Below are 22341 nucleotides of genomic sequence, written 5' to 3' on the forward strand. Positions count from 1 at the left end.
GGAGCGGGGATGGACTTTATCCGTGTACGGGAACTGCACAAATCATTCGTATATTACCGGAAAGAAGCAGGACTCAAACATTCACTGAAAAACTTATTTGCTCGTAAATCACTTGTGAAGGAAGCGGTTAAATCCGTTTCTTTTGATATCGGCCCCGGGGAGTGCGTTGGATTTCTGGGTCCGAACGGAGCAGGTAAAACCACGACGCTCAAAATGTTGTCGGGCATTCTATATCCCACAAGCGGAGAAGCCGACGTACTTGGCTATGTGCCTTGGGAGCGAAAGAACGAATTCAAACGGCTGTTCTCCATTGTGATGGGTCAGAAAAATCAACTTTGGTGGGACCTTCCCGCCAGCGATTCGATTTATTTGAACAAATGTATATATGACGTCGAGGATGATATCTATCGTCGAAGTCTTGCCGAGCTATCGGAAATGCTTGATGTGCAAGACCTGCTGGATGTACAGGTTCGCAGGCTGTCCTTGGGCGAACGTATGAAAATGGAGCTAATCGCCGCTCTGATCCACCGACCAAAGCTGCTTTATCTTGACGAGCCAACGATCGGCCTGGATTTCCCTTCTCAGAAGAGGGTGCGGGAATTTCTGAAATACTATAATGAGCAGTTTGGCGCCACGATCCTGCTGACGAGCCACTACATGAAGGACGTGGAGGACCTGTGCAAGCGGACAATCATTATTAACGAAGGAAGTCTTCTGTATGACGGAGACCTTCATAAGATTAACGATCTGTTTGGCGAGCACAAAATTGTAAAGTTGCAGTTCTCGGAGCCGGTTGCCGAGCAGCGGCTGGCCAAATTCGGAAAAATGATCAGCGCAGACGACTACAGCGTTGTTCTGGAGCTGCCCAAACACCGTCTAAAAGAAGTGTCGCGTGCTATGCTCGATTTGTTTCCAATCGTTGATTGGACAATTGAGGATGTGCCAATCGAGGAGAGTATCTCCATGCTCTACCAAAAGGAATCCGTCGGATGAATGGACGCAAATTGTATACGGCTGTTTTTTCGATGGGTGTGCAGCAATCGATGGAATACCGATTTCACTTCTTTCTCGGTCTTCTCGGAGCCGCGTTTCCGATTCTTGTTCAGTATTTTATATGGACAGCGGTGTACCAGCATTCCGGCGAATCGGCGCTATTCTCGTATTCATATAATCAAATTATTTTGTATACGATCTTGGCGGGCTTGGTATCCAAACTAATCGCTACCCAGTTCGAGCACCAGATCGTCGACGATATCAAGAACGGTGGTCTCAACAAGTATTTGATCAAACCGGTTAGTTACTTCGGATATCGGCTAGTATCCTTTTTCGGACAGAAGGCGATCTATTACGGCGTTACAGCTGTGCTTCTTGTGGGGATTATCTGGATCTCATCTGCAGGTGGTGTGCTTGAGTTCCAGGTCATACGGCTGATCTTGTTCGTCGTTACGTTGTCGGGGGCGCTTTTGCTCAATTTCTTGATCTCCTACTGCATCTGTGCAAGTGCTTTTTATCTAAATGAAATCTCTTATTTTTTCGTCATTACGAGTCTGCTGGTGAATATTCTGAGCGGAGGTATGTTTCCGTTGGAGATTTTCGGGGATTCGATTGTGGAGGCACTTCAGTACACGCCGTTTCCGTATACCATTTATTTTCCGGTCAATGTGCTCAGCAACAAAACGGAAGTGGCGGCGATGTATCAAGGATTGCTCATCCAGTTGGGGTGGATACTTCTGTTCTTATGGCTATCCCGTCTAACGTGGCGCATATCCATGAAGAAATATTCAGCGGTTGGGGGGTAGCGGAAATTCCATATGTTTAGAGTCCTGAGAAAATACGCACATTTGTACGGCATGTTCATCAAAAATTGTCTCATTGCTCAGATGGAATTTCGAGGTAATTTCATGATGAGCCTGCTGGTGGAATCCGTCTACCTGCTCGCCAAATTGTTATATGTACTCGTTGTGTTCCGCACCGATCTTCACGTCGACGGCATACCGCCCGAAGGGCTGCTTCTATTTATAGGCATGCACACCGTGGTGACAGGAATGTATGTTGGGCTGTTTTTCACCAATTTTACGAAAATTCCGGAATATATTAAGGACGGCTCACTTGATCTAATGTTAACGAAACCGGTTTCTCTTCAATTTATGGCTTCTTTGCGTTATGTCGATCTGGCGCTGCCAATCCCTGATGTGTTGGTTGGTTTCGTCATGATTGGCATTGGCTGGCATGCGATGGATATACCTCTGACGTTTCTCCAGCTTACCGGGTTTATGCTGCTGTTATTCGTCTCCATTATCATCACATATTGTCTAATGATTATCCCTGCATTGCTGTCATTTCGGTTCGTTCAGACGGGTTCTGCATCGGAGATCGCCCATTCCGCCTGGGACGCCAACAATTTTCCAATGGCCATATACCCAACTTGGGTCCGGCGGATCGGTACCTTCGTCATTCCGCTGTTCCTGATTACCAATTTCGGACCGATGTTCCTGCTGGGACAGCTCAGCTGGCTCTATACAGGTCTGGCGCTGGTCGGTTCGCTTCTACTTTTCACAGTTATACGCGTGCTCTGGAAACAGGCTGTGAAGGGATATAGTAGTGCAAGCAGTTAAGTCGGATGCTCGGACGTAAGGTAAGTATCCAGGCAAAGACTCAGAAATCAGAAGGGGGAGAAAGGATGAATGCTGTTCAGCTTCCCGTGTTGAATCCGCCGCTTAAGGGGTTTTTGCGGTGGGCTTACACGCTTTCGATTACCAGTGCACATGAGGAAACGATTCCTTGGTATTACAGCAATTTCATTCAGTTGTCCTGCAAGAAAACCTTTCTGGAGGATGGAAGACAGTTTTATATCGATTTTTTCCGGGGCCAGCCCAACGAACTGAATTTCAATAATCCGTTTCTGCTCACATGCTCCGTCAATTATACGATTCTGGAGCATTTGGCACTGGATGCCTGGCCCCCATTTTTTGAAGATCAGATTCGAAGCGGCTATTATTGCATCGTATTTTTGGACGAGTCCAGATTATCGCCAGCTGCGGCCTACCAAAAAGAAGCGTTTCCTCATCACCTTTTTCTGTACGGTTTCGATGGGGACAAACGCATTTTTGATGCTTCCATGTTTGACCATACGGGAGTTTACCGCAATGTACAGATTCCGTACACAGAGTTTTTGGATGCTGTCCATTCCATGAGACATCTGCTGAGAGAGGGACTTACCTCGGATCATCACACTTATTTTTACAAATACGAGCCGCATTCTCCTTATCCTTTCGATAAAATCGTAGCACTCGACCAGCTGCATGACTATCTGAACGGAGAGACCCATCTGAATCGCATTAATTACAACCCTGACGACGAACAGGCTTTTGGAATTAACGTCTACGACTATCTGCAAATGTACTATGATGCGGTAGAGAGCAATGATCCTCGGCTTGGTGACCGTAACGATGTCAGGCATCTTCATGTGCTCTGGGAGCACAAAAAAATGATGCGGGAACGGATTGCCTACTTGGTCGATGAGGGGATGATCCCTTACGACGAAAAACTGGTGAATGGTTATCAGGATATAACCACCAGGGCAATGAAGCTGAGGGATCAATACATCCGTCATGAAATTCGTGAAGACAAAGCCGTGTTTGCGAAGGTAAGGCTCCGATTGGAGGAATTCCGCAAGGAAGAGCCTGTTCTGCTGCAAAGAATGATTTCGTTGCTCGAAAAGTAAATAAAGAAGGCTATTCCTCCTGGGAGGAACAGCCTTCTTTATTTATAATCATAGGCTACACATTAGCCTTATTATGATTCTTTATGACTTATTCAAACTTGAAATCATCATCCGTCAGAGGTTCTACATTCAGAGTACGAATATACCCATTGCCTTTTTTAGAGAAAAAGTCATGCTGTTTGGTATGTGTACTGATTCCATTTAATACAATCGGGTTGACTTCCTCGTCATCAAATAATGGCTCAAACCCGAGGTTCATCATGGCCTTATTAGCGTTATAACGAAGGAAGGTTTCCACTTCTTCGGTCAAATGAATAGGTGTATATAATTCCTCCGTATATTGCAACTCATTTTGATGAAGAAGCTGTACTAGATCAACCAAACATTGATACACATCGTTCCGCTGCGTTTCATCAAAGCTTGCGTATATTTCCTGAGCCAACACCCCCACATATACACCGTGAATACTTTCATCCCGTAGAATCAGATCAATGATCTCACCACTGCACGTGAGTTTGCCTTGTCCGGCTAAATAGAGTGGATAGAAAAATCCACTGTAAAACAAATAACTTTCCAAAAGAACGGATGCAGCCATTGCCATATACAGATCTTTTGAAGTTTCAATATTCATGTAATACTGACGTATAATCGTCGCTTTGGTTTGCAGATATGGATTTTCTTCCACCCATTTAAAAACACTGTCAATTTCTTCGGTTGATGCTAATGTGGTGAAAATACTACTGTATGATTTCGCATGAATTTGTTCCATCATTGCCATAAAACTAAGTACGGCTTTGCGTTGCAGTCCATCCACATGTTCCATAATCTGCGGCATACCTACACCGCCCTGGATTGTATCCAGAAGGGTTAAGCCTCCCAAGACTTTCATATAAGCGTCTTTTTCTATATCACTGAGCATGCCCCAGGTCATTTTATCATCGGATAAAGGAATCTCGTCATCGGTCCAAAATTGCATAATATTCTGATTCCAGAACATCAGTGTGAAATCATCATCCGCTCGATTCCAGTTCACAGCTTGAATTGCCGGCATGGTATATCAAACTCCAATCGTAATACCCTAAAGGGAAATTATTTATATTGAACAAGCAATGCATTCTTCCATCGTCAGCTTGTTAGTTCTTGTATAATACAGAGATTTCAACCCTTTATGAGCAGCATACAGGTAGCAGCGAGCCAACTCTCGCGTGGATACATCACTGTTTACATGCAGAATGGTTGAGATGCCTTGGTCCACATGCGGCTGAATCTCCGCAATCAAATCAATCACCTTGAATTGATCCATTTGATACGCTGATTTGTAATAGAAGACGTTATCCTTTTGCAAATAGGGCATTGGATAATACGTAGTTGAATTGGCATAGGTCCGTGTCTCAATCTGTTCTACGATCGGCATCACACTGGATGTTGCGTTTTGGATATAAGAGATGCTTGCCGTTGGAGCAATAGCCATCCGATAGGCATGATAGAGACCATTTTTCATCACTTTAGACTTAAGCTGGTTCCAATCCTCGGGAGACGGAACAGCAATGCCGTTAAACAATTCTTGAACTTTCGGTGTGGTGGGACGGTAATCCGTAGTCACATAACGATCAAAATATACGCCAGTCGCATAATCCGATTGCTCAAATCCATAGAACCGTTGACCCGTTTGCTCTGCAAACTCCATACTTTTCTCCAGAGAATGATAATTCATGGTCATAAAGAAGGTACGTACAAAATCTTTGGCCTCTGAGCTTTCATAAGCAATCCTGTTTTTGGCTAAGTAACCGTGCAGGTTCATGGCACCCAAGCCAACGGAATGCATTTCGGAATTGGCTTTTGCCACACCAGGAGCATTGGCAACATGCGTCATGTCGCTGACGGAGGTTAGTGCAATCATGCCCTCATGAACGGATTCCTTGATCTTGCCACTCTCCATAACATTAACAATATTGAGGGAGGCCAGGTTGCAGCTGATATCTTTGCGAATAATATCCGGTTGACCATAGTCTGTAATTTCAGAAGTCTCCTGGAGCTGGAAGATCTCTGTGCAGAGGTTCGACATTTTGACTTGTCCTACGTTTTTCAAAGCATGTGCTTGATTGGCATTGGTTTTATTAATGATGTAGGGATAGCCGGATTCAAGTTGAGTCATCGCTATTTTGGTCAGCATATCCCGTGCGCTGAGCGATTTTTTCTTCTTCACCCGGTCGTCAGCCAGCAAGGTATCATACATTACGTCCAGATCCATATCATCCAAATGTGTTCCATACGCCTTATAGACACTATATGGTGCGAAGAGGTACAGGGGCTCATTATCTTGAGCCAGCTTATAGAAACGATTAGGAACAATAAGTCCGATAGAGAGAGTTTTCAGCCGGATTTTCTCATCTGCATTAATCTTTTTGCTATCCAGTAGTTCCATGACGTCCCAACCAAAAATATTATAGTATGCTGCGCCGGAACCTTTACGTTGACCCATCTGATCGGCGTAGGTGAAGCCGTCTTCCATCAGCTTGAGAACAGGAGTAATTCCTTTAGCGGCACCTTCGACACCTTTAATGACTTCACCACGAGCACGCAACTTCGACAGATTGACAGCAACGCCACCACCGATTTTGGATAACTGCATACAAGTGTTTAGTACATAGTTTATAGAGTTCAGTGAATCATCCATTTCAAGCAGGAAGCAAGAAACCAGTTCTCCGCGCCGACTTTTTCCTGCATTTAGAAAAGTAGGGGTTGCGGGTTGAAGGCGCTGCTCCATCATAGAACGAGACAGCAAACAAGCCGTATCAAAGTGTCCTTGACCCAAGTGAAGAGCTACGGCTGCTACACGATCTGCATATTGTTCAAGGTATGTTTTGCGGTCATAAGTTCTCAATGCATAATCAGTATAGAACTTGGACGCTGCCATATAGGAAGGAAAGTTATATTGATAGCTACGCGTAATTTCAAATACGGTTCTAACTTGGTCAGCTGTATAGGAAGCATAGAAATCCTCGTAATAATCATGATCAATCATGAATTTGACTTGATCATCAATATTGGCAAACGCCATACTTTTATCTTTGATTTCTTTCATAAACTCCTCTACAGCCTCTTTATCCTTATGTAACTGGAAGAAGCCATCAGAGTCACGCTTTAGCAGCATGTTATTTAATTCAATATGTCGCAATGCGGCTCACCTCCTGTTCAAAATACTCCACGTCTTTCTTGGAACCTGATAATTCAAATTTACTGATAACCGGGACGTTATAAGATGCAGAGATCAAATCTGCACTTTTGGCAAAACGCTCACCCCAGTTGCGGTTACCGCTGGCGGCCACGCCAATCAGGTATTTAGAGTTTTTTTGCAAAAAAGAAGACACCTTATCAGGTATCTGTCCAAAACCTGTTGTATATGTCACAAGTACGTACGGTTCATCAATCGTCATTTGATTCTGAATCTGAACAGCCGGCAGTTGAAGCTTGGAAATAAACCTCTTAACATTCCCGGTTATCGAATCATACACAATTAGCACTATCATATCCTCCTTGACAAATGAAAGGTGATCAAAAACAAACACTATATATAGATTGTTTTCTTAATTTTATATCAATATATAGCTTTGTCAAATGCATATTGGTATCAATTTTGTGAAAAACCTGATGAATGGGCTCTATTACTAGGTTTAAAAAATTTGTGGCTTAGTAGATATCCATATTCGAATACACGATATTTGGTGCATGAGAGAATTATGATTGACAGCCGTCACCGGCAAGAAATAAGCCTGAACATAATCGTTCATACATTGTCTACAATTCAGAGATAGATTATTAAAGGCATGGCTCTATGGAGTCATGCCTTTTGAGTACGTTGAAGGTATGCTGATTACATCAAGTTCACTCACTGGCTTGAGGCTTTACAATGAGAAACTAAGAAAATGACCCGAATATTGCAAAAATTTGGAGGTAAGACATGAACGGGACCCTGCAGCAAAATAGAATATTGATTGTAGATGATGATAAACGGGTCCGTGGACTTCTTCGAATGTATTTGGAGAAAGAACAATTTATCGTTGAGGAGGCTTCGCTGGGCTGGCAAGCCTTAAGCAAGCTTCATCATGACTCGTATGCCATGATCATACTGGATTGGATTCTCCCCGATATTAAGGGGATTGAAATATGCCAATATCTACGGACCAACTTAAGCATACCCGTCATGTTTCTGACAGCCAAGTCAGAAGAGGTGAATCGGCTTGAAGCTTTCAAAGCCGGGGCGGATGACTTTGTCATGAAACCGTTCAGTCCGAGGGAAGTTGTGCTGCGCATCAAAACCATGATGGCTCGTTATAACGGATTAATCAAACCTACGCCAAAAGACCATTCAGCAAGCGAGGTGTTGATCTCCTCTATTTTAATCAATCCTACTTCCCGAAGAGTCACAGTAGAACATGAGGAGATTCATATGACTCCCAAAGAATTTGATTTGCTTTATCATCTGGCGACACACGCGGAAATCGCATTCTCCAGGCAGGATTTGCTTAGAATTGTTTGGAAAGTCGAGCATGAGGAAGATCTGGATTATCGAACCGTAGATACCCATGTGAAACGGTTGCGTGACAAACTATCCGAGCATGTGCCGAATCGGGAAGATCTAATTCAAACCCTATGGGGGTTCGGTTATATTCTTCGTTTGCCTCACTGATTCTTATCTTGCAGTTCAGGAGGGGAATATGTCTTATAAACAAATCAAGTGGATGATCTTGCTCATTCCCACCTTAACTGTTGGTCTCTGGGAATATGTACGACATCAGTTTCTGCTCCCCTATATATCAATGAATTTGGGCAACTGGCTTACGCCTGTCATTGTATATGTTGTGAGTATAACGTTGTTAACTCGGCTGTTTCTTATCCTGGAACGTATTCAAAAAGAACTGGAGCATGAGCGTGCTGCCAAAATCGCGCTTGAATCCCGTGAAAAGCTGGCCAAGGAACTTCATGATGGAATCGCCCAATCTCTTTTTTTGTTATCGGTGAAAGTGGGGCGTTTGGAGGAACAAGCCAAGCAGGATCAACAGCTGGACGATGTGTATTCGATCAAGAAAACGGTTCATGAAGTCAATCGTTATGTGCGTCAGGCCATTGCCGATTTACGTTATGATCCTAACGTTGACAATACCTTCACTATGAACGAATCGGTCACACTACTTGGCCAAATTCGAAGAATTGCCAAAGATGTCCCCGTCCAAATCGAACTGGATTGGAGCATCCCGGATGATGCATTTACTGATAAAGAGAAAGTAGAACTGCTCGCTTGTATTCGGGAAGCTCTTTTTAATATTCAAAAGCATGCATCTGCTTCACAAGGATGGATTCAGGGAAACGGGCACAAAAAGTGCTGGAATATCACGATTCGAGATAATGGAAAAGGATTTGAGATGAATCCCTTTGAACGAAAGGATCGATATGGACTGAAAATCATGAGAGAGCGGATGAATGAACTGAACTTTAACATGCAATTCCGAAGGGAGCAGCAGCTTACTGTTGTCGAATTTTCAAAGGATGGTGAGATGTTATGAGCCATACTCGTGTACTTGTTGTAGACGATCACGCTCATGCGAGAGAAGCCATATGTGAAATTTTATCCATGGATCCCGGCTTTGAAGTGATTGGCGTCGTATCGGACGGTCAACAAGCGGTTGATTATACAGAACAGTGGCTTCCCGATCTAATCCTCATGGACATTCAAATGCCCATTATGAACGGTCTTGAAGCAACACAGCGGATCAAATTGGCGTTTCCTTATGTGAAAATTGTTATGATTACCGTCTCGGATGATGTACTCCACCTACTGGAAGCGTTGAAGCGGGGAGCTCAGGGTTACTTGCTCAAAAATCTGGAACCGTCCATGTGGCTGGAATATCTTCATTCCATTGTTACAGAAGAGGCTCCATTGAGCCGCGAGGTGGCTTACCAAATCCTGAAGGATGTCTCACTCACGGAGAAAAAAGAACCTGACGTTCCACTAACGACAAGGGAAAAGGATATTCTGTATGGCGTGGCTGCAGGGTGGACCAACAAAGAAATCGCTGTAAATTATACAATTTCAGAGTATACGGTCAAGAATCATTTGAAAAACATTTTGCAAAAACTACAGGTTCAAAATCGTGTTCAACTGACACGTTATGCATTAGAGCAAGGGCTTATTACAGACCACAATCGTCTGTAATAAGCTTTTTTTACTATATCGGAGCGTTCTTTCTGTTTTTATGTATAAGTGGATGTCACTTTCTCTGCTTTTCACCACAATGAACTCACAAATTGGACACAAAAGGTCCAACTCTATAGCTAGCTTGAGCTATATGGTAAAAAATTGTTTTTATGTACACTATGAGCAGTGTGTTTCATGAAGGAGGTTATGATGTTTCGCGAACGGATTGTCCTGAGCATGTTGCTGCTTATAGGGATACTGGTGATCCCACTATCTTACCCGCTTGAAACTGCAAACGCTGCTCCTGAAACCAAAGATGCTATTCCACTCCAGCCAATCATTGATGTTGCTAAACCTGGAGAAGTGCTTGTGCTTGAGCCGGGTATTTATTCTGGTCCCGTAAGTATAGACAAGAATATATCCATTCGGGGGGACTCATCCGTAATGGTATTGAATACGGAAGCTGAATCCACGATCACCATTCGTTCAGATGGAGTGACTTTGCAGGGTTTCACGGTTCAACACTTAACAAACGAACCCACTGCTGCGATTCAGGTTGAAGGAGATCGAGTAGAGATCACTGGCCTGGATATTCAGAGTCAAAGTTTCGGAATCGTGCTGCGGGGTTCTGTCGATGGGCTCATACATAGCAATAAAATTTCATGGGCTGGTCCGGAGTCTGCTTCCAGTGGTCAAAAGGGGAATGGCATTGATCTGTACAATTCCCATCGTACCCACATCGAAGACAACAAAATTATGGGTATGCGGGACGGTATCTATCTGGAGAACAGTCGCAATCTTACGGTTAAGGCTAACACGCTGTTACACACCAGGTATGGCATTCATTGTATGTATATCGATGGCTCTTCTGTTGTGGACAATGTGGGAGTGAACAACAGTACCGGAGCCATGGTCATGGGCGTCAAGAATACGGTTGTATCGGGAAATTCCTTTCGCAAACAGAACGAAAATGTGCATTCACAAGGGATTTTGTTGTATGACGTGCAGCAATCCTCGGTTCATAACAATGTCGTGGAAGGTAATCGTGTTGGCATGAACATTGCTGAATCCTCAGGAAATGAAATTCGCGGCAATGCGGTGCTCCGGAATTTCATCGGAATTCAGCTTGTGCTTGCGGAGGGTAATCAGTTTACCAGAAACCAATTTATTTCGAATGTGATTGAAGCTTCAGCGATGGACAGCCGGAACAATGAGATGAAGGAAAACTACTGGGATTCCTTTCAAGGTCTTGACCTGAACGATGATGGAATTAGTGAACTGTCCTATGGGATTAATCCTTTTTATGAGCAAGTGGTCAACCGGAATTCGGCCTATCAGCTTTTCTTTCAATCTCCAGGCATGATCTTTATGAGCAACTTGTTTACGGAAGGCAAGGCAGAGTGGACAAGCGACAGATCGCCGTTAATGAACATGGAAGCGGAATCACTGACAACGAAGACAGGTACACAAGCGATCAAAGAGTCAACTGGGGTTTGGATCATCGGATGCATTCTGCTGGGCCTGGCCACTTTTATTATGATCAATATGGGGGTATTACGAAAATGAGAATGAAAACACATTGGAAAACAATCATGGTGCTTCTCTTTGGGGTGCTGTTATTAACAGCTTGCGGAAAAAAATACGAGGCATTGCCTATTAATGAAGACGTGGATATCTGTGCCATTTGCAAAATGCAGGTGAAAGATGATGCTTATGCCACGCAGCTTACCACGAAAGACGGTAAAAATTATAAATTTGATGACATTGGTTGTATGCACCAGTGGAAAGAAGAGAACGGAACAGATAACATCGGGATGGATTTTGTTCGTGATTATAATGACAAGGAATGGATTGAGTACAGCAAAGCCACGTATGTATATGACGCTTCACTGCGTACACCGATGGCTTACGGGATCCTCAATTTCAAGGATAAACCATCTGCCGAAGCATTTGTTGCCGAGCAGGGTGTAGGAACGATCATGACCGCTGAAGACCTCGCCTCCCACGACTGGAAACAAAACACAGAGTCGATGGATATGATGGGTGAGCATGGGCATTCCGAAGAGGGAATGAGTGAAGGCATGCATGAAGAAACACATGGGGAAAGTGAATCAACGGAAGATTCAGGCCATAAGTAAATGTCCAATGAAGATGGTGATGTATGATGGGAGATATGTTACAAGTCGTTCGACGAGAAATGAAAATGGGATTTCGCAACCCCTGGTCATATTCATTTTTGATTCTTTTCTGCATATTTAGTCTGAGTTTGCTAATCATTAATTCTCAGAATTTTGTAACAGGCTACTCTGGCACGACAGGTTCCATGTTAAATCTTATTCTTTATCTGTTGCCGCTGATGACCCTTTTTCTGGGCTCGTTCTCGTTGACTTCTGAAAAGGAAGAAGGCAGCTGGCAGCTGTTGTCCACATACCCCATCGGTACGATGTCTTTTATTGTTGGCAAATATCTGGGTCTATCGGTTGTATTAGTGACTATAGTTACATTTGGTTATGGCCTCATGGGACTTCTTAGCGGATGGGTGGGCAGCCCTTTGGATGTTATGACGTACTTATTGTTTCTGGTATTCTCCTGCGGACTGGTACTGCTATTTCTGACTATTGCACTGTTCATTGGTTCGTTATCCAAAAATCGCTGGCAAGCGTTAACGATATCCGTATCCGTTTGGTTTTTTGCTGTGATCGGATGGCCTACGCTACTAATCTCCGTGCTGGGACTCATGCCGTATCAGTGGATAAAACCCTTACTCACCGTTCTAACCTTCATCAATCCGGCTGAGCTGGTACGTTTGTTTGTTGTGATCAAACTTGGCGGGGGCTCGATACTGGGACCTGAATATTATCAGTGGGTGGATTGGGTACAGCCATCGAGCGGGAGCTGGATCTTTATGGGGATATGCCTGCTGTGGATTGCATGTTCGATCGTGGCAGTTTACGGGATCTGGGAAAGGGGGCGGTCCCATGGATAACATGGAAGCAGAGATTGTTGGACTGTGTAAATCCATAAAAAAACAACAGATCGTTGAAGATATATCCTTTCGCGTTTCTTCCGGTCATGTGCTTGCCTTATGTGGCGGAAATGGGGCTGGAAAAAGCACCGTTCTGCGTATGCTCGCAGGTATTCTTCAACCTACCTCCGGAGAAATCATTGTAAACAAGATGCGCTGGTCCAAAGAACGAAAGCGATATTCGGAACAGATCGGATATATGCCGGATGATTATCATTTCAACCATGGTCTGACGGCAGAGGAGGTGCTCCAGTTCTGGGCGGCGTTAAGGAAAGTGTCCAAAGAGAGAGTAACGGAAGTGCTAACCATGGTAGGTTTGGCCGATCAAAAAAAGAAACGGGTCACGACCTTTTCCAAAGGTATGCGGCAGCGTGTATTATTTGCCCAGGCTCTGCTGTCCAAGCCTCCGCTGCTGATCATGGATGAACCAACGAATGGGCTGGACCCCTTCTGGATGCAGGAGTTTGCAAATCTGATAAAACAGATCAAGGAGGAGGGACATATGGTCGTGTTCTCCACCCATCAGCTTGAGATTGCAGATGATGTTGCCGATCAGATTGTTTTTATGAACCAAGGACGCAATGTGGGGGATGGCTCTACTGAGGAGTTTCGTCAACAGTTTGGGTCGCTTCATGCTGCATTTCATCATAGTCTTGGCTTAAAGTGAAGGTGAATCGATTGGAAATAAAGAGTAAAAAAATGAGTTCGAAAATGAGACGTTTGCTTACTATCCTGATTGGAATGGGTGCTGTGCTGGCCGCTGTGTGGGCAATTTACCAGGGGACTTCATCATCCGAGCCCAAAAGAACCGGTGCCATTGAAGCCGGTGCAATTGCTCCTAAATTCACTGCGGTTAATTCAGCCGGAGAACAGGTGAAGCTCTCCGATTATCGGGGCAAAGTCGTCATGATTAACTTCTGGGCTTCATGGTGTACGCCCTGTGTGAGGGAAATGCCAATGATTAATCAGATCGCTCAGACGTATCAAAACGATGTAGAGACCCTGTTTGTCAACGTGGGGGAAGCGAAGGGCACCATTCGAGAATTTATGGAGAAACAGCAATTCGATTTCCCTGTTATCATTGATGTGACCGGAAAGGTCTCCGGCCTGTATCGTATCACCGGGTTGCCAGCGACCATGATCATAGATCAGGAAGGTATATTCAGTCACATTCTGCTCGGTGAGTTGACCAAGGATATTCCCTTGCAGCAATGGCTGGAGCAGACCGTACAGCAAAAGAATTGAAGCTTTGCTAGACTTAAGAGTTTAAGAACTTAAGAACTTAAGAACTTAAGAACTTAAGAAGTCGCTATAGGAGGCGGCTTCTTTTGTTTGTTTTTTTCGAACATCTTGCATGCATAGTAGAATTGAAAATTGCAATACCACGGTTGTGTCCAAAGAATCAATAGCTCCTTTGGGTACTTTTTACGCTTTTCACCGAGTTGTCAGAAAGAGTTGATCCTTTCTTGAACATTTAGGGACGAAGACGTGTCAGCGATTGAATTGCTAATTCACAAAGATATAATAATTTTAACTATTAGGTCCTGTTAAGTACTTTGGCCCTTCAGTATCAGGTAAAACACAGCTCGCCAACCCATGCTCAGTCCAGTAACTATGTGTAGCAATGCACAATGATGGTGTGGTAAAGCTTCCTTCGTCTCTTACTTTGTGAAAAAATTCTCTTTGTACATACAACGATGGAGGAACGCTTTATAGACAAACTCTAATCCTATCTAGTGGGGCTTCTATCAACCTGATAAAGAACGTAGTCCGAGGGCTGACTGACCTAATAATTAAAAGATTCAAATCAGTACGAAAATCGAACAGAGTTTGAAAGGAGGCAGTAAACAATGGCAATCGATACAGTGATGTGGAGCAAGCTGGTGACAGGCATGACGCTGGGCTTCCACGCTATTTTTGCGACGCTTGGCGTCGGTATACCTCTAATGATCGCAATTGCAGAGTTCATGGGGATTCGCAAGAAGGACCCCCATTACACACTTATGGCGAAGAGGTGGTCAAGAGGGTTTGTCATTTCTGTGGCGGTTGGTGTGGTGACCGGTACAGCGATTTCACTGCAACTGGCCCTGGTGTGGCCGAATTTTATGAAACTGGCAGGCAATGTCATTGCACTCCCACTATTCATGGAAGTGTTTGCGTTCTTTTTTGAAGCCATCTTCCTGGGCATTTATTTATATACGTGGGATCGATTCAAAAATCCGTACATCCACTGGCTGTTGACGATTCCAATCGTTACCGGTGCAGGTATGTCGGCTGTGTTTATTACGACGGTGAACGGCTTTATGAACCAGCCTGGAGGCTTTGTCATGGAAGCAGGCCAATTCACAGCGGTTAACCCAGTGGAGGCAATGCTGAATACGGCGACCTTCTCCAAGGTGTTTCATGTATTAAGCTCGGCCTATTTGACAGGAGCTGCCCTGTTAGCTGGAATTGCAGCCTTTGCAATGCTGAGAAAAGGGGCATCTGCATACCACAAAAAAGCCTTGAATCTCATGATGGCGGTGGTTCTTCTGTTCGGCTTACTGAACACATTAGCGGGAGATGTGTCCGCCAAATTTCTGGCCGAGCATCAGCCGGAGAAACTTGCAGCAGCAGAATGGCATTTTGAGACGGAGAGCGGCGCAGATTTGATTTTATTGGGATGGCTGAATGCAGAGCATGAAATTATAGGAGCCCTTCACCTGCCGAAACTGCTCAGCTTCCTGGCCTTTAGTGACTTTAATGCCGAGGTAACCGGACTGGAGGAGTTTCCGGAGGACGAATGGCCGCCGCTGCTCGTTCACTACCTGTTTGATTTAATGGCGGGAATCGGATTTACGCTGCTGGCTATCTCGGTTCTGTACTTCCTGTTTGTGTTCTGGAAAAAGCGCAATGAGCTGAACAAGTGGCTGCTTGGGATTATAGCACTAGGCGCACCCATGGCTTTTCTCGGAGTTGAGCTGGGCTGGTTCTATGCTGAACTGGGGCGACAGCCGTGGATTATCCGGGGATATATGCGAGTGGAGGAAGCCGCCACTTCATCACCCAACATAAGAATGATCTTTTTCTTCTTCCTGCTTCTCTACATCGTTCTGGGAGTCATGTGTGTTCTCGTACTAAGACGTTTGTTCAACAATAATCCGGCAGAAGTCGAGATGGAGAAATGGATGAAGGAGAAGCGCAATCCGTCTACAGAAAAGGGTGAGCGTGCATGAGTTACGAACTGATCGGCATCTCGGTGCTCTGGCTGTTCTTGTATGGCTATTTAATTGTAGCCTCCATTGATTTCGGGGCGGGTTTCTTTGCTTTTTATGCACGCTTGACGAAACAGGATCACCTGATTAATCGTCTGATCTCCCGCTATTTATCACCGGTATGGGAGATTACGAATGTATTTTTTGTCTTTTTCTATATTGGCATCGTCGGGTTCTTTCCCGACACGGCTTATTATTACGGATCAGCGCTGCTCGTACCGGGAAGCATTGCGGTCATTTTGCTCGCTATTCGTGGGTCGTTTTATGCCTTTGAGAACTATGGTTCCAAAAATAATATCGTGTATCTGTTTCTATATGGAGCTTCGGGATTGCTGATTCCCGCTTCGCTATCAGTGGCGCTAACGCTGTCTGAAGGTGGTTTTATCGTGAAGCAGGGTTCGACGGTTTCTTTGGATTACTGGACGCTGTTTACCAATCCGTTATCATGGAGCATCGTTGGACTGGCGATTGTGTCCGTATTATTCATTAGCAGCTCATTTCTGGCCTTCTATGCGTCGCGGGCAGAGGATCACTCTGCATTGAAGCTGGTGCGGACCTATGCCCTGTTCTGGAGCACACCGACGATTATCATCGCACTGACTGCATTTATTTATTTGGGACAGCACAATGAGCGACATTTTCAAAATATGATGGATTTATGGTGGCTACTTGCGCTTTCCGTTGCCTTCTTTATGATTGCGATGTGGTTGATCTATAACGGACGCCGCTACGGATTAGCGTTTATATGTATCATGCTGCAATTTTTCTGTGCCTTTTTCGCTTACGGAATTGGTCAATATCCTTATATCCTTGATCCGTTCATTACAATTCAAAACAGTGTAACCTCACCAGCGATGGGCTTCGCACTGGTTGTTGTGTTTATCGGTGGCATGTGCATGTTGATTCCTTCCTTGATTCTGGTTTTCAAACTGTTTTTGTTTGATGCGGATTATGTAAAGGGAAAAAAATAAATTGAAATTAATATGTGATGTAAGGGAGTAATCTCACAGGTTCATAGAAAGGAGGAGAGCTTACATGAAGAGGAAAACAAGCCTGATCTCTCAACAAATGTCTGGGCAACGAAAACGTCTCATGCTTCTTGCAGTGATTTCACTTGCGCTGGGTGCAGCGATTGTAAGTCAGGCTGCGCTGCTTGCTGAAGCAGTACAACGGATTTTTGTGGAGAAGGCTTCCCTTTCGTCGGTCGTCATGCTGCTCGGGATACTCCTGGCTGTCATGGTCGTACGTACAGGGTTGTCTTATGGGAACGGAAAAGTTGGTTTGCATATGGCTTCCAGTGCGAAGACGAATATGCGAGCAGCCGTGCTGCAACATCTGACCCATGCCTCGATGCCATCAACCCTTCGTGGACAAACAGGCGGAAAGGTCAGTGTTGCTCTGGATGCTGTGGATGAGGCTGACAGTTATTTCAGTCAGTACATGCCGCGTATGATGGAGGCTGCCATCATTCCGATTCTGATTTTGGTGGTAACGTTTATGCAACATGCCAATTCAGGCTTTATTATGCTGTTTACGGCCCCGTTTATCCCCTTGTTCATGATTTTGGTGGGACTGAAAACAAAGAACAAATCAGAGGAGAAATATGCGCAGCTGGCCGAGTTCTCCGGTACGTTTCTGGACTCTCTTCAAGGGCTGGTTTCGTTGAAAATATTTGGACGGGCTCACCGTCAGCAGCAGGAGATTGAACGCGCTAGCCTCGGTTACCGCGATGCCACAATGGGCATTTTGCGGATTGCGTTTACCAATACGTTCATGCTGGAATCGATCGTAATGCTAAGCATCGGTATCGTGGCTCTTGAGCTTGCAATCCAGCTGCTTGTATTCAAATCGATGGCTTTCCACACCGCGTTTCTCGTGCTGCTGCTCGTTCCCGAGTTTTACAGTCTGTTGAAAAATACGGGAACGGCTTTTCACAGCGGGCGAACAAGTATGGGAGCGGTTCGTAAGGTAGAGCAGATGCTTGAGGAAACGGCTGGGGAGAGTATATCGGTAGATGGCAAAGAAGAATTCGGTATATCTGATGGAATTGACGAGGCCGATAACATGGATCGGATGGAAAGGGGAAACGGGATAGGGACATTGCAAATGGACCGTTCCAATGGCAGTTCCATACCGCCGACCATCATATTGAACCATCTCCGATTTCGGTATGCGCCCGAATCATTCGAGCTTGAGACTGGTCGAGCACAGCTTGATCCGGGAGAATACATTGCCATTGTCGGCAAAAGTGGTTCAGGGAAAACGACATTACTGCATCTCATTGCGGGTTTGCTGAAACCAGCATCAGGAGAGGTTCTGGTAAATGGACAGCCGCTATTCAAATATGATGAGACTTCGTGGTTCGAACAGGTTAGCTACATTACACAGCATCCCTATATTTTTGCAGGTACATTTGCTGAGAACATTGCGATTGGTGCTGGGCGAAATGTATCCAGGACTGAAATCGAGCAGGCGGCAGAGGATGCCGGGCTTGCCGAACTTGCTGCCCAATTGGAGCATGGCTTCGATACCTTGGTTGGTGAAGGAGGACGGGGGTTGTCTGGTGGGGAAAAGCAGCGACTTGCCTTGGCACGTGCTTTTTTGAAGCGCCCATCCATCATATTGTTTGATGAACCCACGGTAGGGCTGGATCTGCGCACAGAGCAGATATTGCAACATTCCATTGCCACATTGGCAGAAACCGCGACGATGATTACGGTGGCTCACCGGTTATATACGATTCAACATGCTGATCGTATATTGTTTATGGACGACGGTGTGCTAGTAGATTCGGGACGCCATGAAGAGCTTATGGCGCGTCTACCCCAGTATGCCGAGATGATTGATGTTCAACGAAAGGGGGGCTTATCATGAATGAGCTAGCGATTTTGTCCAAAGCCATGATTCAGGAGCGAAAGGATATCATTCTTTCTATTCTAGGTGGGTTTATTGCAGGGATAGCAGGAGTGGCCCTCTTCTCGGCTAGCGGATATCTGATTTCGCAAACGGTCTTCGCGCCACCGCTTTACACCTTAATTGTACTCACCTCGCTGGTCAAGCTGCTTGGACTGCTTCGGGCGGCGAGTCGTTACGGAGAGCGCTTGTATTCACACCGGGCGACATTTTCCATGCTTAGCCGTTTGCGTACATCCTTTTTTGCCCGACTCATTCCTTTGACGCCGGGTATATTGAACAAAAAACGAAGCGGGGACCTGCTTGCGAGGATTGTAGGGGATGTGGAGAGTCTGCAACATTATTTTTTGCGCGTTGCTTATCCACCGATTATTGTTGTTATGGTCTTTTTGGCTACAGCGTTGTTTACTTCTGCTTTTTCATTCTGGATTGCGGTTTTGTTTGTAGTAGGTATGCTCACAACGACATTGGTTGTACCGGGACTAGTTTTGCTTGGGCAGCGAAAAATACATGGACACGTTCGCGAACAACGGGCACTGCTTTCCACAGAAGTCACCGAAGTATTGTACGGGTTCCGGGATTTGAAAGTATACGGACAACTGGCTCAACGGGAGCAGCAGCTGCAGAAGGCTTCTGCTGCGTTGACGGTCCAGCAGCAACGGGCTGCCGGACACCTACTGCGCGGGCAATCCATGCATGCTTTGGTTACGTTCCTTATTTCCTGGGGCGTGCTGACACTTGGTGCTTATCTGATTATCGATGGAGCGCTGGCTGGCGTGTTTCTTGCAATGCTGGTTATGGCCTCGCTAACCGTATTCGAAGAGGCTGCGGCAATGGCGACATTACCTTTGTATAAGCAGGATAGCGAACACGCAGCCAAACGTCTGACGGAAACCATACAGACCTCCGACAGGCAGTCTGTGTCTACACAGCCAGAAGGAGTGTTATCTGCCAATCAGGCTGTTTCGCTTGATCTCTCCGATGTTACGTTTCAATATGAAGGGGAGTGGAGACCAGCGTTAAAGGACATTTCGCTGCATATTTTACCCGGCTCCAAAACGGCGATTGTCGGACCGAGCGGATCAGGCAAATCAACGATTATTGAACTGCTGCTTAAACTGCGAACACCTACAACTGGGGAGATTCAATTAAATGACATTTCGTTGAAGGAACTTGATGAGGCGAGTATCTGGCAGACGGCTAATGTCGTGTTGCAGCAAAGTCATTTCTTCCGGGGAACGATCCGGGATAACCTTTTGTTGAATGATGAAGAACATTCGGATGAACAACTGTTAGATGTGCTGAGAAAAGTACAGCTGCCGAATACATCTTTGACCGATGTAGTATATGAAAAAGGGGAAAACCTGTCGGACGGCGAGAAGCAGAGGCTGGCTTTGGCACGAGCCATGCTTCGTAAGGGACGGTTATGGCTTCTCGATGAACCTACTTCCTCAATGGACTACGTTACAGAAGAACGTGTGATGAAACATCTCTACGCACAAGCAGCCGAGGATACGCTTCTCTTGATCTGTCATCGGCTTACCGGTCTGGAAGAGATGGACCGCATTGTGGTGCTGGAACAGGGAAGGGTAGTGGAAGCAGGCTCCTATGCGGAGTTAATGGAGCAAAAAGGTTATTTTTATGAGTTGAAAAAGATAGAGCGGCAAATGATCGGAAAAGCTGGAGTATAGAGAGCAAGATACACACAGATACGAATGAAAGAGTATGCGTCAATGCAGCTTAAACATTCACCTTACAAAAAAATACACTCGCACACGTTTATACTGTGTGGAGTGTATTTTTATTACCGTAAAGAAATGAGAGTAAGCATCAGTCAATTGAAGCTTCGATTAACAGCTTGTACTCCAGTACAATAGACCTTAATGGCCTCCTGTATTGGAAGCCCAGACAGGATACCAGCCTGCACTCGGTGTTTCTGTATTATACAGCACTAAATTGCCGTCGTTTTGAACGATGAGCACGTTACCTCTGAGGTTGGGTGGCAGATTGTCCGCTCCATAGTACGATGTAGACCATGCCTTGTTGTCAGACGTCCAGTAAGGTGTGTTTTGGGGATCCTGGAGCACTAGTTTTCCACTCCAATAATCAATCTTGAAATGATTTATTCTCGTGTCACTGGTCTTGGTATTCCATAACATTGTGCGTGTGCGGTTATCCCAGAGCTGTAGGTCGCCGTAGACGCTGTATTGCAGTGAAAACCTGACGTTGTTGGATACGAGTGGAATCGAATTGTTATACATGATGTCATAAATGAGGCGGTCTCCAGCTGCAGATGCTGATGGAGCGCTGGAAAGCAAAAACATGAAAATTGCAGCAAATAGCAAAACGGCTTTTTTCATAAGATCCTCTTTTCTGGGATATATTTTAAATTACATACCAAATATATCATATCTCTCTATCAAAAATGTATAAAATTTCAAGTGGAAAGAAAGTATTTTTGGATGTGTTTTATTTTTTTATAAATTCGTGTAATAACCTGTATTCGACATATTAAAATGAAGGATTATTTTACCTAATCAACTTTTTTCAGGGTAATCCAACTTCCATGTTATACATCGTTATCGTTGGTATGTCAGTTTGGAAATTGAGAAAGAGGTGGATACATTAGGCAGTAACTATTTAAAGATTAGCCATTATAATCAGATATGCCTAAGAGCGAAGTGTGTGTTCCAAAATAATGAATAAAATAATTTTTAGTGATCGCTTGATTTTTTTCAATGTATCTGATATTGTAAGACCTGTGATTTTGGAAAGCAGATATATCAACATAAATCAGGTCTTTCCAGCAGATAATTTTTGACCACTTCTCTTAAGGAAGTTAAGGCCATACGGACAGCCGGGTCAAACGCCGATTGGCAACTTATGTTGCCTTATTGATTGAGTTAAAAGCTCAAATTTTATAAGTTGGTTACTTTACAACCAGTGCATCTGCACATCAACTTGTGAAACGGTCAATAAGAGTGGTAAAGGCGAATTATTTGCTATATAGACTCTGATCTGATATTGATATACATGAAGAAGCTTTCCGCTTGAGGAGTTCTTTTGAACTTTTTTAGTTATGGGAACTTTGCGTCTTTTTAATGATGTATATCGACAAGCAAGTGTGATGATGCGCGTTTGGGGCATTTTTCACCTTGCTTTTTTTGTTGGTTCAGAACGGGCGAAAAGTTGAACAATGAGAAAAATAATGAAGTTAATTTAAAAAAAT

Annotated in this window: 20 protein-coding genes; 16 read left to right on the forward strand and 4 right to left on the reverse strand. The window is 44.7% G+C overall.

The window, feature by feature from the left end:
• Positions 1–9: 9 nt before the first annotated feature.
• The 4 genes from G3352_RS16005 to G3352_RS16020 all read left to right on the forward strand — a co-directional run bounded on the left by G3352_RS16005 (position 10) and on the right by G3352_RS16020 (position 3724).
• Positions 10–993 carry an ABC transporter ATP-binding protein gene (locus tag G3352_RS16005; protein WP_163757930.1) on the forward strand — a complete coding sequence of 328 codons (984 nt, stop codon included), beginning with the start codon at positions 10–12 and terminating at the stop codon, positions 991–993.
• Positions 990–1799 carry an ABC transporter permease gene (locus G3352_RS16010; protein WP_163757932.1) on the forward strand — a complete coding sequence of 270 codons (810 nt, stop codon included), beginning with the start codon at positions 990–992 and terminating at the stop codon, positions 1797–1799. Before G3352_RS16005 ends, G3352_RS16010 begins: the two co-directional genes overlap by 4 nt.
• 102 nt (positions 1800–1901) lie before the next feature.
• Positions 1902–2615: an ABC transporter permease gene (locus G3352_RS16015; protein WP_240343100.1), complete on the forward strand. Its 714-nt coding sequence runs from the start codon at positions 1902–1904 to the stop codon at positions 2613–2615.
• A gap of 65 nt (positions 2616–2680) precedes the next feature.
• A complete protein-coding gene (locus G3352_RS16020; RefSeq protein WP_163757936.1) occupies positions 2681–3724 on the forward strand; it encodes a hypothetical protein in 1044 nt (347 codons plus the stop codon).
• A gap of 88 nt (positions 3725–3812) precedes the next feature.
• On the opposite strand, the gene nrdF is transcribed toward G3352_RS16020, so the two are convergent.
• Genes nrdF through nrdI form a run of 3 tightly spaced genes read right to left on the reverse strand, consistent with a single transcriptional unit; the run spans position 3813 to position 7248 of the window.
• Positions 3813–4775 (reverse strand): class 1b ribonucleoside-diphosphate reductase subunit beta, encoded by a 963-nt coding sequence (gene nrdF, locus G3352_RS16025; RefSeq protein WP_163757938.1) that lies wholly within the window; start codon positions 4773–4775, stop codon positions 3813–3815.
• A gap of 42 nt (positions 4776–4817) precedes the next feature.
• A complete protein-coding gene (gene nrdE / locus G3352_RS16030) occupies positions 4818–6902 on the reverse strand; it encodes a class 1b ribonucleoside-diphosphate reductase subunit alpha (protein WP_163757940.1) in 2085 nt (694 codons plus the stop codon).
• The gene (gene nrdI, locus G3352_RS16035; RefSeq protein ID WP_076289163.1) at positions 6889–7248 is read right to left on the reverse strand and encodes a class Ib ribonucleoside-diphosphate reductase assembly flavoprotein NrdI; all 360 of its coding nucleotides are present in this window, start codon (positions 7246–7248) and stop codon (positions 6889–6891) included. The genes nrdE and nrdI overlap by 14 nt, the downstream gene beginning before the upstream one ends.
• A 437-nt stretch (positions 7249–7685) precedes the next feature.
• On the opposite strand from nrdI, the gene G3352_RS16040 reads away from it, so the two are divergent.
• From G3352_RS16040 to cydC, 12 genes are all read left to right on the forward strand, one after another.
• Positions 7686–8414, forward strand: a complete 729-nt coding sequence (locus G3352_RS16040; protein ID WP_163757942.1) for a response regulator transcription factor — start codon at positions 7686–7688, stop codon at positions 8412–8414.
• A 28-nt stretch (positions 8415–8442) separates the two neighbouring features.
• Complete coding sequence (locus G3352_RS16045; protein ID WP_163757944.1) at positions 8443–9288, forward strand: sensor histidine kinase; 846 nt, start codon at positions 8443–8445, stop codon at positions 9286–9288.
• Positions 9285–9938, forward strand: a complete 654-nt coding sequence (locus G3352_RS16050; RefSeq protein ID WP_076289167.1) for a response regulator — start codon at positions 9285–9287, stop codon at positions 9936–9938. The genes G3352_RS16045 and G3352_RS16050 overlap by 4 nt, the downstream gene beginning before the upstream one ends.
• A 189-nt stretch (positions 9939–10127) precedes the next feature.
• Positions 10128–11486: a right-handed parallel beta-helix repeat-containing protein gene (locus G3352_RS16055; protein WP_163757971.1), complete on the forward strand. Its 1359-nt coding sequence runs from the start codon at positions 10128–10130 to the stop codon at positions 11484–11486.
• Positions 11483–12058, forward strand: coding sequence for a nitrous oxide reductase accessory protein NosL (locus G3352_RS16060; protein ID WP_163757946.1), 576 nt, complete (start codon positions 11483–11485; stop codon positions 12056–12058). The genes G3352_RS16055 and G3352_RS16060 overlap by 4 nt, the downstream gene beginning before the upstream one ends.
• A 26-nt stretch (positions 12059–12084) precedes the next feature.
• Positions 12085–12906, forward strand: coding sequence for an ABC transporter permease (locus tag G3352_RS16065; protein WP_163757948.1), 822 nt, complete (start codon positions 12085–12087; stop codon positions 12904–12906).
• Complete coding sequence (gene ccmA, locus G3352_RS16070) at positions 12899–13612, forward strand: heme ABC exporter ATP-binding protein CcmA (RefSeq protein WP_163757950.1); 714 nt, start codon at positions 12899–12901, stop codon at positions 13610–13612. Before G3352_RS16065 ends, ccmA begins: the two co-directional genes overlap by 8 nt.
• Before the next feature lie 32 nt (positions 13613–13644).
• A complete protein-coding gene (locus G3352_RS16075) occupies positions 13645–14190 on the forward strand; it encodes a TlpA family protein disulfide reductase (RefSeq protein ID WP_163757952.1) in 546 nt (181 codons plus the stop codon).
• 605 nt (positions 14191–14795) lie between these two features.
• Positions 14796–16160: a cytochrome ubiquinol oxidase subunit I gene (locus tag G3352_RS16080; RefSeq protein WP_163757954.1), complete on the forward strand. Its 1365-nt coding sequence runs from the start codon at positions 14796–14798 to the stop codon at positions 16158–16160.
• A complete protein-coding gene (locus G3352_RS16085; protein ID WP_063562783.1) occupies positions 16157–17170 on the forward strand; it encodes a cytochrome d ubiquinol oxidase subunit II in 1014 nt (337 codons plus the stop codon). The genes G3352_RS16080 and G3352_RS16085 overlap by 4 nt, the downstream gene beginning before the upstream one ends.
• 64 nt (positions 17171–17234) lie before the next feature.
• Positions 17235–19073, forward strand: a complete 1839-nt coding sequence (gene cydD / locus G3352_RS16090; protein WP_163757956.1) for a thiol reductant ABC exporter subunit CydD — start codon at positions 17235–17237, stop codon at positions 19071–19073.
• Positions 19070–20803 (forward strand): thiol reductant ABC exporter subunit CydC, encoded by a 1734-nt coding sequence (cydC, locus tag G3352_RS16095; RefSeq protein ID WP_163757959.1) that lies wholly within the window; start codon positions 19070–19072, stop codon positions 20801–20803. The genes cydD and cydC overlap by 4 nt, the downstream gene beginning before the upstream one ends.
• Before the next feature lie 189 nt (positions 20804–20992).
• On the opposite strand, the gene G3352_RS16100 is transcribed toward cydC, so the two are convergent.
• On the reverse strand, positions 20993–21472 hold the full coding sequence (locus tag G3352_RS16100) for an immunoglobulin domain-containing protein (RefSeq protein ID WP_163757961.1): 480 nt from the start codon (positions 21470–21472) through the stop codon (positions 20993–20995).
• Positions 21473–22341: the final 869 nt, after the last annotated feature.

It is taken from the genome of Paenibacillus sp. ALJ109b (genome assembly GCF_010747435.1).
In the GTDB taxonomy this organism is placed as follows: Bacteria; Bacillota; Bacilli; order Paenibacillales; family Paenibacillaceae; genus Paenibacillus; species Paenibacillus taichungensis.